Source organism: Limnothrix sp. PR1529 (assembly GCF_002742025.1).
Classification (GTDB): Bacteria; Cyanobacteriota; Cyanobacteriia; order CACIAM-69d; family CACIAM-69d; genus CACIAM-69d.
Map to the genome: position 1 here is coordinate 12275 of NZ_LIRO01000116.1, position 14145 is coordinate 26419.

Below are 14145 nucleotides of genomic sequence, written 5' to 3' on the forward strand. Positions count from 1 at the left end.
CGTTAGCTTGAGGGCCATCAACGCGCCAAAGCAGATCGGTGAATGAACCGTGAATTAGCCCTTGAGGCTGGGTTGATAGCTGCTGTGGATGCGACCGGCTCCTTTGTATTGGGAAAAATAAGCTTGGGCCACCCGATCGCCCTGATCAGACAAAAAATCAACCGCAATTCTTCCCCGCCCTTGTTCATAACCGGAACTGTGAAGATAGCAATGTTGTCCGATGGTTTTGCCTAAATACAGCGCCACATGGTTGGTTTTGGCGGGCATTCCAAAAAAGAGCAAGTCGCCGGGTTGCAGGTTTTCTAGTTCAACCGGTTCGGTGAATTCCTGTTGTTGATATGAATTACGCGGCAACCAAACGCCCACACTCATAAAAGCCGCTTGAATGAGGCCAGAGCAGTCATAATCAGGGGCGATCGTGCCGCCCCAAAGATAGCAATGGGGAACGGCCATGGCCGCTTGGGCAAAGGCGATCGCCTGGGGAATTCGATCGACAATGGCCGATCGCGACACGATCGGGGCCCGATAGGGGCCAATGGCCGGGGCCAGGTGAGCCAAAGCGGCCAGGGGCAACCAAGCGGCATAGTCATCCTCGCAAAGCACCACTTCGATCGCCCCTTGATTGAAATCCCCGTTGGCTCCTGAATTGGCTTCTAGATTGGCTCCCGAATTGGCTCCTGCACCAGTGTCCAAACCTGCTGCCAAATCCGCCGACAGTTGCCGAAACCACAGTTGTCGCCCGGGAGCCACCTGGGTGCTCAGTTCTTCCCCGTCGGGCCGGGTGAAGAGGTCTAGGGGTTCGGTGCAGCGATACTCCGGGCGATCGGGAATCGGTTGGCCCAAGTCAGCCAGCACGCGATCGAGGGCGATCGAGGTCATGGAAGGTCTCCGGTGCAAACAAGGACGATCGCCCCAAGCATAGGCGAGAATCGTTGGGTTCACGCCAAACACCGTAGGCATGATTTTTTACCAACAGGATGGGGAACTGGAGCGGTTGGGAAAACAACTGCTCGATCGGCTATGGATCCAATATCCGCTGTTAGCCCGCAACCAATTGGCCCTGACCTGGTGGGTTTACGATCCGCCCTACATGGTGAACACGGGTGGAGCCCTGGCTCCGGCGGATTTTTGGGCCCATCCGGTGCGCGGATTCAGCTATCGCGGTGTGGAGCGCATTTATCCGGCCAGCGTGGTCAAGCTGTTTTACGCGGTGGCCGTGCAGGAATGGTTGGAAAAGGGCATGATTTCGCCCACGGAAGAGGTCGATCGGGCCCTGCATGATGCGATCGTCAATTCCAGCAACGATGCCACGAGCTATTTGGTGGATGTGTTGTCGGGAACCACCAGCGGCCCGGAGTTGCCAGCGGGCCCCTTTGAAACCTGGCAACAGCAACGACAAATCGTGAATCGCTATTTGCAATCGTTTGGTTGGGAAGAGTTCCAAACCATTAATGTTTGCCAAAAAACTTGGGGTGATGGGCCATATGGCCGCGAGCGAGTCTTTTTGGCGGCAGACTACAGCAATCGCAATTATTTGACGACGGATGCGGTGGCGCGGCTGCTCCACGCGATCGCGGGTGGGGTGGCGGTGTCGGCGGCGCGATCGCAAATGCTGATGAACCTCCTGGCGCGATCGCTCGATCCGGCCACCGTGGCCAGCTTGGATCCGGATTACAACCAAGTCACCGGTTTTTTGGGGGAAGGATTGCCCCCCACCACGCGCCTGTGGTCTAAGGCGGGGTGGATGAGCCGGGTGCGGTGGGATTGTGCCTATGTGGAGCCGGTGGATGGGCGGCCCTTTGGGCTGGTGGTGGCGATCGATGCGCCTTTGGGCGATCGCGATCGCAGTATTCTGCCCCAAATTGCTCACGGGGCCCTCGAAGCGGTGCGATCGCTCGGAAACCCGGAGCCATCGCGTTAGAATCCAAACTGCCCCTTTGAATCTGGCTGCGTTCCATCCCTTGAATCGTCCTGATCACGACCCTGCACAACCTGACAATCACCCTCACCCTGCCGCCGATTCCGACCAGTCCCATCAGCCCGCCCCCAGCTCTGCCCAGCATCTCGACTCCAATCCCGCTCCCAGCCCTGCTCACGGCCATGCTCACGGCCACAGCCATGGCCCGTCCCATAGCCACAGCCACGCCCACAACCCGGAAGCGATTCGCAAAATTGTGAATCGTCTGTCGCGGATTGAAGGCCATGTGCGCGGCATCAAGGCCATGGTGCAGGATGGGCGAGATTGTCCCGACGTGTTGATTCAGTTGGCGGCGGTGCGCGGTGCGATCGATCGGGTGGCGCGGGCCATTTTGGATGAGCACCTGAATGAGTGCATTGTGCGAGCAGCACGCGAGGGCAACATTGACGCGGAATTGGCGGAACTGAAAGCGGCGCTCGATCGCTTTTTAATCTAGGGGGAGGTTCGGCAGATGACGGCAACGCCTTCCCCAGCGCCGACCACCGTGGGCGAAGTCACAACAGTGCAGCCGGGAACCCTGTATTTGGTGGCCACCCCGATCGGGAATTTGGAAGATATCAGCTACCGAGCTTTGCGAATTTTGCAGGCAGTGGATGCGATCGCGGCGGAAGACACCCGGCACACGGGCAAGCTGCTGGCTCACTTCCAAATCAGCAAGCCCCAACTGAGCTATCACGAACACAACCAGACCAAACGGATTCCCGAAATTCTCGATCGACTGCGGGCGGGCCAGGCGATCGCCCTGGTCAGCGATGCGGGTACGCCGGGCATTTCCGATCCGGGCGTGCCATTGGTGGCGGCTTGCGGGGCAGCCGGGTTGTCCGTTGTGCCAGTGCCGGGAGCCTGCGCAGCGATCGCGGGGCTAATTGGCTCCGGCTTACCCACCGATCGCTTTTGTTTTGAAGGATTTTTACCCACCAAGGGCAAAGAACGGCGCGATCGACTGGCTCAACTGGCCCAAGAGGCCCGCACCGTGATTCTTTACGAAGCGCCCCACCGCCTGCGGGAAACCCTGCAAGACCTGGCCAACCACGGTGGCGACCAACGACCGATCGCGATCGCCCGAGAACTGACCAAGCGCTACGAACAGTTTTGGCGCGGTTCCCTCTCGGAGGCGATCGCCACTTGGACTCCCGAGAATCCCGCCTGTCCCATCAAGGGGGAATTTGTGCTCATTTTGGGCGGAGTGCTCCCGGTGGCCCACCAACCCACGGAAGCGGAAATTATCGCCGCTCTGGCCGATCGCATGACTCAAGGGATGAGCCGATCGGCCGCCAGCCGCGAGATTGCCGGCCAACTGAACCTGCCCAAGCGATCGGTCTACGAGCTGTCCCTCAAAATTCCCGATTAGGGCCCGGTCAAAGTTGCCCGATCGCCTTGTGGGTTTGTGGAATCACAATCACCTGCGGTAACCACTGTTTCAGGTGTTGTTGCCAGGCCAACACTTGTTCGGGCTGGGGTGGTTGCGGTGGTTGGCGATCGGGCTTAATCGGCGCGGGCAAGGGCGAAACGGGTTGCATCACGTAAACCAAATGGGGATCGATCGCCGCCACCAACTCAGCCGATCGAGTCAGATCCGCCAGCGTGGTTGCCTCGGAAACAATCGCTTTCACAAACACCCACTTTTGCGCTGCCACCGCCAACCGCAAAAACTCCCCATGGGCCTCCCAGTGGGTTTCGCCGCTAACACTGGGCAACTTCAAATCCATGCCAATCCAATCCAGCCAAGGCAACAGGGGTTCCAACTGCTGTGGCCGATGGCCCCCGGTTTCCAAATAAACCGGCAGGCTGGAAACGGTCTTCAAGGCTGGTAAGAAATCTTGCAAAAAACGACTGTGCAACAGAGGTTCACCCCCCGTAATGCTGATGCTGTCGTGTAGATGGGGGCGATCGAGCTGTTGCACCCAGTCCAGGAGCTGCGATTGGCTCACGGGGTTGGCAACAGTCACAAAATCCCGTAGGCCAGGGGTTTGCTCAATGTCGCAATGATCGGGAGCCACCCAGGTGCGATCGCTATCGCAATAGTCACAGCGCAAATCGCATTGGGCAAACCGGATGAACAGTTGCCGCGTGCCCACGATCGGCCCTTCACCCTGGATTGCTGAAAAAACTTCAATTAACCGTGCCGTCGCCACCCGATCGCTCATGATCTTCAGGCGCTGTTCGCCCGCAAAAAACCGCTAACTATCTTAGACAGCCAGCGGTCTGGATTTAATCAACTCGATTCAAGGAGAAGGCAAACTGCAATCTCCCCAGTCATTGCCCTCGCTGTGATTCAGGGCCGTGATCGGGGAATTTGGCAGGCTACGCACAGCTTCGCTTGCGATTTTTTGTTAAGCGTCGCTTTCGATATACAGGAACAGCAGGGCCATTGTTACAGCAGGAAATACCCAGCCAACAATCGGCACGAAAATCGAAGGAAGAAAAGAGGCTGCCATGGGAAAAGATCCTTATTCTTAATCGAATTCAGAGGATTTCCCATTAACTGTACGAGCTGGCCTCCGGTGTGGCGTGGGGTTGCTAAAGATTTTTAACAAACAAGCGAATCAAGGCTTGAACCAACGCTTGAACCAACGCTTGAACCAATGCGGGGAGCCGATCGCCCCCAACATGCCCTGTGATTGGGTTTTGGATCCTTGACCGGAGGCTCAATGCCGCCCTAATCCCAACGGGAGGGCGACAGGGCCTCAAACAGGTTGTTGATCGCCAATGGATCCAATGTGGGGCGATCGGGATGGGCCTCAGGGGGCAACACGGGTGCAACAATCACCGCCTTGCGGCTTTCGCGGTGGGTTGCCAACTCCATCACCACCGCCTCAATGCTCAGTTCCGCCACCAGGGCCGGCACGGTCAAGGTGACACGGGTTTCCAATTCCCCCAGGCCATTGGGGGGCAACTCCAACAGCCAGCGCGGTGGTTCTAAGATTTGGCGCGTTTGTCGATCGCTCGTCCAAACCTTAATGCAGAGTCGTGAGGGCACCTCCGTCACTCGCAACCGCAAGGTGGCCGTGGTTTCCGCCACCAGGGGATGGGTCAACAGCTCGATCGTGGGCTGTGGAATCGGCATCGTGGGCGGCAAGGTGGCATCGGCGGGCGGCGGCGGCGGGCTGGTTTGGGCAGACCAGCCATTGGATTCGTTTTGCAGCGGCAACAGGTCATCCACCAGCACTTCACCGGCCGTCCAGTCCGCATCGGGATCCGGTGGCTCCGGGGCGGGCGCAACCCCCTCTCCTCGGGCCCGCATCCAGGCCCGTAAATCTTGGTCATCGGCCAAGGCCGTGAGTCTTGACCAGAACCGGTGACCCTTGGGCAGCGCATCAAAGGGTGAAGGCTCGCTGGGTAAGGGGTCGATCGCCCAAGGGGCCGGGCCGTTGGCAGTGGGAATTGGCGCAGCGGGGGGCAACCCTTGCAAAATGGCAGCTTCCGGCAACTCAACACCGGCGATCGGGGCGGGGGCAACCTCGGGCATGGACGGCGCGGAATCCATGGACGGCGACATGGATGGCGACATCGATGGCAACATGGGCGCTTTCGCCGGTTGCACAAAGTTCAGCAGCTTCAGATCCAAGCTCTTTTTGGCGGGGGCTTGGGCATTGGGCCGAAACGGCAGGGATTCGTGCGGCAACGCGGCCGGGGCCCGATCGTCCTCTGTGCAATCCTCTGGGCGAAAATCCGGCTCGATCGCCCGCAACAGGGCATCGGCATCGGCGGCCACCGCGAAGGCCTGGCTGGTAAGGGGTTCGGCGCTGGGCAAACTGTGGGGATACAAAGCCAGCTCGCCCAACATCAAAAAGGTGCTGGCTTCCAGGGGCAATTCCACGGTGCAGGTGAACTGACCCGGCAAAGGGCGATCGCTTGGCCGGCTCCAGCGCGACCCGGCGATCGGCTGGCGCAACCGCACCAATACCCGCTGACTATTGGGATCGCGCAGGGTCACCCGCCATTCCAAGGTGGGCGGCAGTTGAGCCAGCATAGGGGCCTTGGCTGGTTCGGCCCAATCCAAGCTGCCTTGCAACACCAACTGATCGCCCCAAGCGGTGATGTAGGTGGTGCGATCGAGTCGTAAGTGCAAGGGAGGAAGCTGGCTGGCGGCCACCAGCGGGTCGATCGCTTCCATGGGATCCGGTTCCGCCGGTTCCACCATTTGCTGCAACAGGCGATCGGCAATGCGCAACAGGCGATCGTCTTCCACCTGAATCAACCGCTCGATCGGGGGCGTGAAGGGTTCCGTGGGCGGTAAGGCCGGCAGAGGAATCGATGGGGGCTTGGCCGAGGCTGGCTCTGGGGCAATTGCTGGGGTAATTTCTGGAGTGTTTTTCGGGGTGCTTTCCGGGGTGCTCTCTGGGGTAATTTCTGGAGCAACTTCTGAAGCGATTCCTGAAGCGATTTCTGAAGCAATAGACTCCGGCTCCGTGGCCTGGGGAATTTTCGGGGCGATCGAATCGGCCAGCCCGTTCGCTGCGTTCGCTTCCGCCACTAGCTCCGGCATGACCTCTTCAACGGCCCCCTCAGCACCATTCATGCCATGGGACGGGGAGAATTCATCGGGCGATCGGCTCACCACTTCCGACCCGTTGGATTCCTGGGCCAGCGCATCCGTCGCCGGTTGCGGTTCCACATCCACCCAATCTTCCGCCTCCACGGCCAACACTTGCAGCGTCACCGCATAGTGCCAGGCGGGCCCCGTGGTTGTCGGATCCGCCTCCTCGCCCACCGATTGCCGACAGCTAAATTCCCAAAGCCCCGGCCGCAACACCGTGAACGGAATCACCACCACCAGCCCATTGACATTGGTTTGGGCCGATCGGGACTGGGTGCGTTGGCTAGTGCCCCCGATCGCCCCATCCGGCTGGTAGCCCACACGAATTTCCACTGCCGCATCGGGATAGCTCGATCGGGCAATCAGGCGATAGCGTCCTTCCAAAACTTCGACGCTGGGCGACTCCAGTGGCAACCAAGCCCGATCGCCCTCCTTTTGCAGCAAAAACTCGCAATACTCCATCGACAACGTGCCCCGCAGGGTGAAGATTTAGCGGCGCGCGCAACGCCCAAAGCCAGCACCGTTGACTGGAATTCCTGAATTCAACCCCAAGGTTAAATCCCCGGCCCATCCACAACGGCGCTCAGCGGAAAAAGTGCCCCTATCCTACTCCATTAACCAGGGAACCCTGGGCCACTCCGGGGCATTCTGTCCGTATGGCAATTGACGGAGCGGAGGGGCCTAACTCTCTACAATTCAAAGCTTCTTAGCCGATGATCCGGGTTCAGGTGTTTTGCCAATAATCTAAGCTCCTTTTCAGACATTCTCTGAAATTTCTGTTGAGATTTCCCTGCGATTCCTATGACATTTATCGATAAATTACACCGGGCGACCCAATCGCGCGGGAGTTTGCTATGCCTCAGTTTGGATCCGAGTTCTGACTTTTTGGAAGCGGCTGTGGCCGACATTGCGGCCGGAGTCGATCGCCCCCTGACGGCCTTGGGAGACTGGCTGCGAACGATGGTGGCCCAAACGGCGGATTTGGTTTGTGCCTATAAGGTGGCGATCGATCCCTATTTGCTATTTGGGGCGGCGGGCTTGGCCCTATTAGAAGACCTGTTGCGGCACACGATTCCGGCAGAATTGCCCGTCATTTTGGATGCCAAACATGCGGACTGGATCAACAGCGGCCTGTTTGCTCGCACAGCGTTTGATCGCTGGCAGGTGGATGCCGTAACGATCGTGCCCTTTTCGGGCCAAGACCATGCCGCGCCCTTTTTGCTCCAAGCCGATCGCGCCCTGTTTGCCCTGTGTTACACCGAAAATCCCTCCGCCCGCGTTTTGCAAGACCCGGCCCCCGAGGCCGAACCCCGCTACCTCAGCTTGGCCCGCGAGGTGCAAACCTGGGGCATTCCCAGCCAAATGGGCTTGGAACTGGAAGCGGCGGATCCGGAAATCTTGCGGCGGCTGCGGGCGGTGGCTCCAGAAGCGCCCATTTTGTTGCGGGGGGCTTGGTCAGGGGCGGGGCTGGCAACGGTGGACTATGGCCAAGACCTGGACGCGGCCACGGGCGATCGACTGGATGTCAATCTGCGCCAAACCCTGCAAGCGGGCCTGGCGGCCGATGGTGATGGATTGATTGTGCTGGTGCCTCGGGCGGCCCTCAGCCACCCGGAACCCCGTCGCCAGATTATGCAACTGCGCGATCGACTCACCCAAGCTCAGACGGCCGTTTGCGGGCCGATCGCGGAAGCCTGCCCCCTTTGGTTGCCCGCTCCCGCCAGCACCAACACCAGCGCCCATCCCCACGCGGAATTGATTGTGCAGCTCTTCGACTTGGGTTGCATTTTGTTTGGTGATTATGTGCAGGCCTCCGGGGCCACCTTTCCCTATTACGTGGACTTGCGGCAAATCATCTCGAATCCCCAAGTCTTTCACAAAATCCTGTTGGCCTATGCCGATCGGGTGGCTCCCCTAACGTTTGATCGCCTGGCCGGCATTCCCTACGGTTCCTTGCCCACGGCCACTGGCTTGGCCTTGCACCTGAATCGCCCCATGATTTTTCCGCGCAAGGAAGTGAAGGCCCACGGCACTCAGCGGGTGGTGGAAGGAAATTTCACCCCTGGCGAAACGGCGGTGGTGGTGGATGACATTTTGATTTCCGGTAAAAGCGCGATCGAAGGAATTGGCAAGTTGGAATCAGTGGGGCTGCGGGTCACTGATTTGGTGGTGTTCATTGACCACAACACGGGAGCCAAGGAACGCTTGGCCGCCAAAGGCTATCGATCGCACGCGGTGCTCACCCTCGGCGAAATTGCCGACACCCTATTTGCAGCAAACAAAATTGCTGAACCCCAATACACCGCCCTCAAGGCGATCGACCATGCTTAGCGGGTCTCTGAAAAGCCTAAATTGCTACCTTTTGGGTTTTACCAATCGACGAAGACAAGGGGATTAAGCCCCTTGCTCCAATGGCAGTTAGTGCTTGATCGCTATCAGAAAATACTGTTCAAGTAATTCGCTCAAGGTAACTCATTTGGACGAATTGCTTTGAGTGGGTGAAGACCAATTCTAATCAGCTCCAATTAACCCAAACCGGTTAAAACAAGACCAAGCAAATTTAGGAAAATGAAGACAAGCTGAGGCTACTCGATCGCCTCGGGATCAATCCCCTGTTGCCGCAACAGTTCCGCCAGGCGATCGGCTCGTTGTCGCTCTTGATTAGCCAGTTGTTGGGCCGCTTGCAAATTCTCAACTAAATTTCCAATCTCATCGGGAATTGGTAAAAAGTTCCCTGTTGCTTCCTGCCCAAAGCGCAAGAGGGAACCTTGAACACTGAGCTGCAAACCTAAAACACGCGATCGATGGTCTTCAATGGGGATGTAGCGATCATCCCATAACCGATAGCCTTGAAGTTGCCCTGTAATCCACTCATTTTTAGGATCAAACAACCAATATTCTTGGATGCCCATTTGTTCATAAAGAGCATACTTGTGCCCTTGGTCTTCACTTTGAGTTCCCTTGGAAGTAACTTCAAAAATGATGCTCGGAATTTGACCCTCTTGCCAAATCTTATAATTATCTCGGCCGCCGGGAGCTACTCCAAAGATCACCATCACATCAGGAGCAACCCGCAACCGAGGAAGATCTTGGCTGTAGTACAAAAACTGATTGGCTAAAACGGTTGCTTGTTGTCCTTTAAGGTGCAGTTCTAGCGCTTTGAGAATGGCAATAATGGCGTTGAGATGAAGATAGGTTTCCGCCACAGGCTTTCCGTCAGAGGAGGGGTAATCAATTTCTGGCTCTGGGAGATTTGGGGGTGAATCAGTTCCTGTTTTTAGGGTGAAAGGTAACATGATTGGGGCAGTCGGAACTGCTAAGAAATTAACTAGACTAAGACTGAATTTAGATCGACCTTCATCATCAAGATGAACTCTAGAAAGATGGTTAAATCGTCAGAAGCAAGATGTTGCTTTCTCAAAATTTATCCAGGGTTTTCCCAAAGACGATTGCCGAAGTGGGGGGATTTTGCTATGATGTCTGGGCTTAAGCGGATATGGCGGAATTGGTAGACGCGCTAGATTTAGGTTCTAGTGCCGCAAGGCGTGTAGGTTCAAGTCCTATTATCCGCATGGGTTCAGCGCAGCATGTTGCGAATTGAACGGTTAACTAAATCCTATGACGATCGCCCGGTATTGCGAGGACTGAGTTTGTCCTTGCGACCGGGCGAAATTTATGGGCTGCTGGGCCCCAACGGCGCGGGCAAAAGCACGACGATTAATATTCTGGGTCGCCTGCTGGTGGCTGATGGGGGTGAGGTGTGGTTGGGCGATCGCCCCTTGGCCCAGGCTCCCCGCCACTGGTTGGGGATTGCCCCCCAGGACAACTTGCTCTATAAAAGCCTGACCTGTGCTGAGAATTTAGATTTTTTTGCCAGTTTGTATGGTTTGCGGCGATCGGAACGGCGATCGCGTTTGGCTCAGTGCTTGGCTTGGGTGGGCTTAACCGATCGCGCCGATAGTCCCGTGGAAACCCTCAGCGGCGGGATGCAGCGGCGGTTGAATGTGGCGATCGCCCTGGTGCATCGGCCCAAGTTGGTGATTTTGGATGAACCCACAGCGGGTTTGGATTTGGAAGCCCGTTATGACCTGTGGGCCATGATTCGGGATCTGAAAAAGCAGGGTTTGACGGTGTTGCTGACCACCCATTTGCTGGAGGAGGCGGAGCGCCTGTGCGATCGAATTGGAATTTTGAGCCAGGGGGCGATCGCGCTGGAGGGAACTTTGGCGGAACTGCGATCGACCATTCCCGCCGCTGAGTTGGTGCGGGTAACGACGGCCGATCGCGCCGGGACGATCGAACGGGTGGAGCAACTGGGCTGGCCTTGGCGGGAAGCTGGGGGAGAGCTGGTGTTGTGGTTGCCGGAGTCCCTCAGTTTACCGGAGTTGCTGGAGCGGCTGGCGGGCCTGCCGATCGATGGCTTGGCCCGTCAGCCCGTGGGCTTGGAGGCGGTGTATTTGGAAATCACGCGCCGTAGCCTGGCGGTTGGGGCGCGATCCAACTCGGCTTGATTAATCTGCCTGATCTGCCTGATCTACCTGCCCGATCTCGATCAGTTGACTGGCTCACCATAACCGGCTCACCATAACCGGCTCACCTGCCCGATCGATTGGTTTGATCCACTTGCAGGCCGATTAACCTTGGGTGAGCCGCTCCAGGGTGGGCACAAAGTCCGGGTAGGAAATGGCCGCCGCCTCTGCCCGATCGATGGTGGTTGTTCCTTGGGCCACCAACGCCGCGATCGCCAGGCTCATGGCAATTCGGTGATCCGTGTGGCTGTCCACATCGGCCCCCCGCAATTGCACCGGGCCGGTAATTTCCAGCCCATCCGGCTGTTCCGTCACCTGGGCCCCCATTTTTTGCAGGGCCGCCGCCATCACCGCCAGGCGATCGCTCTCCTTCACGCGCAACTCTTCCGCATCGCGAATTACGGTTTTGCCTTGGGCCACGGTTGCCGCCACAGCCAAAATGGGGATTTCATCGACCAACCGAGGAATCAGGGCCCCGCTAATTTCGCAACCGTTGAGGGGCCCATAGCGCACCCGCAAATCAGCCACCGGTTCGCCCGCCGCGTCGCGCTTGTTTTCGAGGGTGATGTTGGCTCCCATCTGGTGCAGCACGTCGAGGATACCGGTGCGGGTGGGGTTAATGCCCACGTTCTCGATCGTCAGGTCAGAGCCGGGCACGATCGCCGCCGCCACCAGCCAAAAGGCCGCTGAACTGATATCCCCGGGCACGATTACCCGCTGGCCATGGAGCTTGGCCGGGCCGACCACCGTGGCGCTGATGGTGTCCGGATCCACGATCACTTCCGCCCCAAATGCCCGCAACATTCGCTCGCTGTGGTCGCGCGACAGGGCCGGTTCACTGACGGTGGTTTGTCCTTCGGTCATCAACCCTGCCAGCAAAATGCAGGACTTCACCTGGGCTGAGGCGATCGGGGATTGGTAATGAATGGGTTGGAGGGCCTGACCCCGCACGGCCAGGGGCGCGAGGGTGTTGTCACGGCGGCCCCAAATTTGTGCCCCCATCAGGGTCAGGGGCTTCACGACCCGACCCATGGGCCGCGATCGCAGGGAGTCATCGCCCGTAATTGTAAAGAAGCGATCGGGATGGGAAGCCAAAATGCCCAACATCAGCCGCAGGGTCGTGCCCGAGTTGCCCGCATCCAACACCCCGCTCGGCTCCCGCAGATTGCCGATGCCAATGCCGCGCACGGTTACCCGATCGGTGTTCAGCTCGCTGATTTCGGCTCCCAAGGCTCGGAAGCAAGCGGCGGTACTGCGGGGATCTTCGCCTAACAGCAGGCCCTCAATGGTTGTTTCCCCTGCCGCCAAGGCCCCTAGCATCAGGGCCCGGTGGGAAATGGACTTGTCGCCGGGGATCCGCACGCGACCCACGAGGGGGCAGCCCTCGGCAGTGGGAGAAAGGATCAGCCGTTGGCGGGCGTTTACAAATTCGGATGTTACGATCGGGTGGAGCATCGGAAGATCGACAGGGTTCGGACTCGCGATCGCGCCGGGAGAATTGCCACAGGCAGAATTGCCCTAGGCAGTGATTGGCTTACCGGGCCCTAAAGGCTTGGCAAACCCATCGCCCAGGCTCGCCCGACAATCCTATCGCTTTCCGGGTTTTGCGCGTGATGCTTCTCCTGAGCCAACAAGGCCGCAACCTATGTCGCCGATTCGTCACCGCCGTCCGATTAGCCTGTCGCTGTTGTCGTTAGATTTACCAACGGCCGCCTCGATCGAAACTTCCGCCACGATTTACGAAAATGAGCGCGATCGCTTCCATATTCTGCTGGCGGAACCGGCAGTGAAGGCGATCGAACCGGTGCTGATGCCCGGTTATGCGGCCAATGTGGAACCCCAGGGCGATCGCAGCTTGTGGTTGGAACTTTCCCCCCAGCGGGCTGTGTTAACCATGCAAAGCGCCAGCGGTTTCCACTACCGCCACCTGTGGGAACGGGGGGTCTATGGCATCAGCCGCTATTGGCTCCAGGAAGCCACAGACCAGGGCTACGAACAAATTCGCCTCCGCAACTTCACCCGCAGCCTCACTCTGTCGGGCCGGCCGGTTCCCGATTGGGTGCGTTTGGAATATGAGCTTTGGGCCCAGAATTTGCCTTTAGGTCGCTATGTGTTGAACCTAGAGGTGTTTTAGGCATCTCAATTTGGGGCCTCAAACCCCCAAAAACCGTGTCAAATCTCAGCGGACAGGGGGCTTGAGGGCCTGTCGTCAAATCACCTGAAACCCTGATTCCACCGTTGGTAGATCGTGGGAGGCAAGATGCTCAAGCCCCTTGTCCTGACGGCTGGGACATGGGAAATCAATGTGTCCGCGACCTTTGAGTTTTAAGCGGCTTTAGCGGCTTCGTAGCGCTGGTTAATTACCGGCCAGTTCACCACATTCCACCACTGCTGGAGATACTGATCGCGTCGGTTGCGATAGTTCAAGTAGTAGGCATGTTCCCAAACGTCATTGCCGAGCAGGGGAATTTGACCCTCCATTCGCGGGCTGTCTTGGTTGGCGGTGCTGGTGACGGTGAGTTTTCCTTGGCGATCGAGCACTAGCCAAGCCCAGCCACTGCCAAAGCGCTTGGCTCCCGCTTGGTTGAACGCGGTTTGCAGGGCTTCAAAGCTGCCAAAGGTGTCTGTAATTGCCCGGGCGATCGCCCCAGTGGGTTGGCCGCCCGCGTTGGGGCCCATGCTTTCCCAAAACAGGCTGTGGTTGTCGTGACCGCCGCCATTGTTGCGAACGGCGGCGCGAATGTCGGCGGGCAGCGCGTCGAGATTGCTGATCAGATCTTCGATCGAGCGCTTGTGCAGTTCGGGGTAAGGTGCGATCGCGGTATTCAGGTTTTTGACATAGGCGGCGTGGTGCTTGTCGTGGTGAAACTCCATGGTTTCCCGATCGATCGTCGGTTGCAGTGCGTCGTAGGCGTAGGGTAAGGGCGGTACTTTGAAAATTTCGGGTACGGTCGGGGTGGTTTGGGCGATTGGAGCGGCGATCGCCCCATCTTGTCCCCACAGCAACCAGTCCGCCAGGGTGAAGCCCGCAGCCGCAGCTAAGGATTGCCGAATTAGCGCACGACGAGAGAGAGCCATAGGTAAAACCCTCGAATTGT

Annotated in this window: 13 protein-coding genes and 1 tRNA gene; 7 read left to right on the plus strand and 7 right to left on the minus strand. The window is 58.2% G+C overall.

Annotated elements, in window-relative coordinates; all coding sequences use genetic code 11:
* Nucleotides 1–54 precede the first annotated feature (54 nt).
* Nucleotides 55–960, minus strand: a complete 906-nt coding sequence (locus AMR42_RS15935; protein WP_234407047.1) for a C40 family peptidase — start codon at nt 958–960, stop codon at nt 55–57.
* Between AMR42_RS15935 and AMR42_RS15940 the strand changes: the two genes are divergently transcribed.
* The 3 genes from AMR42_RS15940 to rsmI are packed head-to-tail and all read left to right on the plus strand — an operon-like array spanning nt 959 to nt 3329.
* Complete coding sequence (locus AMR42_RS15940; protein ID WP_099534640.1) at nt 959–1921, plus strand: serine hydrolase; 963 nt, start codon at nt 959–961, stop codon at nt 1919–1921. The two genes, AMR42_RS15935 and AMR42_RS15940, sit on opposite strands and share 2 nt — an antisense overlap.
* A gap of 40 nt (nt 1922–1961) precedes the next feature.
* The gene (locus AMR42_RS15945; protein ID WP_234407048.1) at nt 1962–2414 is read left to right on the plus strand and encodes a metal-sensing transcriptional repressor; all 453 of its coding nucleotides are present in this window, start codon (nt 1962–1964) and stop codon (nt 2412–2414) included.
* 15 nt (nt 2415–2429) lie between these two features.
* Nucleotides 2430–3329, plus strand: a complete 900-nt coding sequence (gene rsmI / locus AMR42_RS15950; RefSeq protein WP_099534642.1) for a 16S rRNA (cytidine(1402)-2'-O)-methyltransferase — start codon at nt 2430–2432, stop codon at nt 3327–3329.
* A 7-nt stretch (nt 3330–3336) separates the two neighbouring features.
* On the opposite strand, the gene AMR42_RS15955 is transcribed toward rsmI, so the two are convergent.
* From AMR42_RS15955 to AMR42_RS15965, 3 genes are all read right to left on the minus strand, one after another.
* Nucleotides 3337–4125, minus strand: coding sequence for a 7-carboxy-7-deazaguanine synthase QueE (locus AMR42_RS15955; protein ID WP_099534643.1), 789 nt, complete (start codon nt 4123–4125; stop codon nt 3337–3339).
* 186 nt (nt 4126–4311) lie between these two features.
* Nucleotides 4312–4416, minus strand: a complete 105-nt coding sequence (psaI, locus tag AMR42_RS15960; RefSeq protein WP_099534644.1) for a photosystem I reaction center subunit VIII — start codon at nt 4414–4416, stop codon at nt 4312–4314.
* Nucleotides 4417–4637: 221 nt separating this feature from the next.
* Nucleotides 4638–6980 carry a hypothetical protein gene (locus AMR42_RS15965; protein ID WP_099534645.1) on the minus strand — a complete coding sequence of 781 codons (2343 nt, stop codon included), beginning with the start codon at nt 6978–6980 and terminating at the stop codon, nt 4638–4640.
* A 339-nt stretch (nt 6981–7319) separates the two neighbouring features.
* Between AMR42_RS15965 and AMR42_RS15970 the strand changes: the two genes are divergently transcribed.
* Complete coding sequence (locus AMR42_RS15970) at nt 7320–8849, plus strand: phosphoribosyltransferase family protein (protein ID WP_099534646.1); 1530 nt, start codon at nt 7320–7322, stop codon at nt 8847–8849.
* 254 nt (nt 8850–9103) lie between these two features.
* Here AMR42_RS15970 and AMR42_RS15975 read toward each other — a convergent pair whose 3' ends face one another.
* Nucleotides 9104–9814, minus strand: a complete 711-nt coding sequence (locus AMR42_RS15975) for a Uma2 family endonuclease (RefSeq protein WP_099534647.1) — start codon at nt 9812–9814, stop codon at nt 9104–9106.
* A gap of 194 nt (nt 9815–10008) precedes the next feature.
* Here AMR42_RS15975 and AMR42_RS15980 point away from each other — a divergent pair.
* A tRNA-Leu gene (locus tag AMR42_RS15980) sits at nt 10009–10090 on the plus strand.
* Nucleotides 10091–10105: 15 nt separating this feature from the next.
* Nucleotides 10106–11029, plus strand: coding sequence for an ABC transporter ATP-binding protein (locus AMR42_RS15985; protein ID WP_099534648.1), 924 nt, complete (start codon nt 10106–10108; stop codon nt 11027–11029).
* A gap of 123 nt (nt 11030–11152) precedes the next feature.
* Here AMR42_RS15985 and aroA read toward each other — a convergent pair whose 3' ends face one another.
* Nucleotides 11153–12502, minus strand: coding sequence for a 3-phosphoshikimate 1-carboxyvinyltransferase (gene aroA, locus AMR42_RS15990; RefSeq protein WP_099534649.1), 1350 nt, complete (start codon nt 12500–12502; stop codon nt 11153–11155).
* Nucleotides 12503–12692: 190 nt separating this feature from the next.
* Between aroA and AMR42_RS15995 the strand changes: the two genes are divergently transcribed.
* Complete coding sequence (locus tag AMR42_RS15995; protein ID WP_099534650.1) at nt 12693–13181, plus strand: hypothetical protein; 489 nt, start codon at nt 12693–12695, stop codon at nt 13179–13181.
* 191 nt (nt 13182–13372) lie between these two features.
* Here AMR42_RS15995 and AMR42_RS16000 read toward each other — a convergent pair whose 3' ends face one another.
* Nucleotides 13373–14125, minus strand: a complete 753-nt coding sequence (locus AMR42_RS16000) for a superoxide dismutase (RefSeq protein ID WP_099534651.1) — start codon at nt 14123–14125, stop codon at nt 13373–13375.
* Nucleotides 14126–14145 lie beyond the last annotated feature (20 nt).

What these genes read in the sequence shown, in the direction of transcription:
- AMR42_RS15940 (WP_099534640.1), top strand. Translation starts at nt 959, where the DNA reads ATGATTTTTTACCAACAGGATGGGGAACTGGAGCGGTTGGGAAAACAA.
- AMR42_RS15935 (WP_234407047.1), bottom strand. Translation starts at nt 960, where the DNA reads ATGCCTACGGTGTTTGGCGTGAACCCAACGATTCTCGCCTATGCTTGG.
- rsmI (WP_099534642.1), top strand. Translation starts at nt 2,430, where the DNA reads ATGACGGCAACGCCTTCCCCAGCGCCGACCACCGTGGGCGAAGTCACA.
- AMR42_RS15955 (WP_099534643.1), bottom strand. Translation starts at nt 4,125, where the DNA reads ATGAGCGATCGGGTGGCGACGGCACGGTTAATTGAAGTTTTTTCAGCA.
- psaI (WP_099534644.1), bottom strand. Translation starts at nt 4,416, where the DNA reads ATGGCAGCCTCTTTTCTTCCTTCGATTTTCGTGCCGATTGTTGGCTGG.
- AMR42_RS15965 (WP_099534645.1), bottom strand. Translation starts at nt 6,980, where the DNA reads ATGGAGTATTGCGAGTTTTTGCTGCAAAAGGAGGGCGATCGGGCTTGG.
- AMR42_RS15970 (WP_099534646.1), top strand. Translation starts at nt 7,320, where the DNA reads ATGACATTTATCGATAAATTACACCGGGCGACCCAATCGCGCGGGAGT.
- AMR42_RS15975 (WP_099534647.1), bottom strand. Translation starts at nt 9,814, where the DNA reads ATGTTACCTTTCACCCTAAAAACAGGAACTGATTCACCCCCAAATCTC.
- AMR42_RS15985 (WP_099534648.1), top strand. Translation starts at nt 10,106, where the DNA reads ATGTTGCGAATTGAACGGTTAACTAAATCCTATGACGATCGCCCGGTA.
- aroA (WP_099534649.1), bottom strand. Translation starts at nt 12,502, where the DNA reads ATGCTCCACCCGATCGTAACATCCGAATTTGTAAACGCCCGCCAACGG.
- AMR42_RS15995 (WP_099534650.1), top strand. Translation starts at nt 12,693, where the DNA reads ATGTCGCCGATTCGTCACCGCCGTCCGATTAGCCTGTCGCTGTTGTCG.
- AMR42_RS16000 (WP_099534651.1), bottom strand. Translation starts at nt 14,125, where the DNA reads ATGGCTCTCTCTCGTCGTGCGCTAATTCGGCAATCCTTAGCTGCGGCT.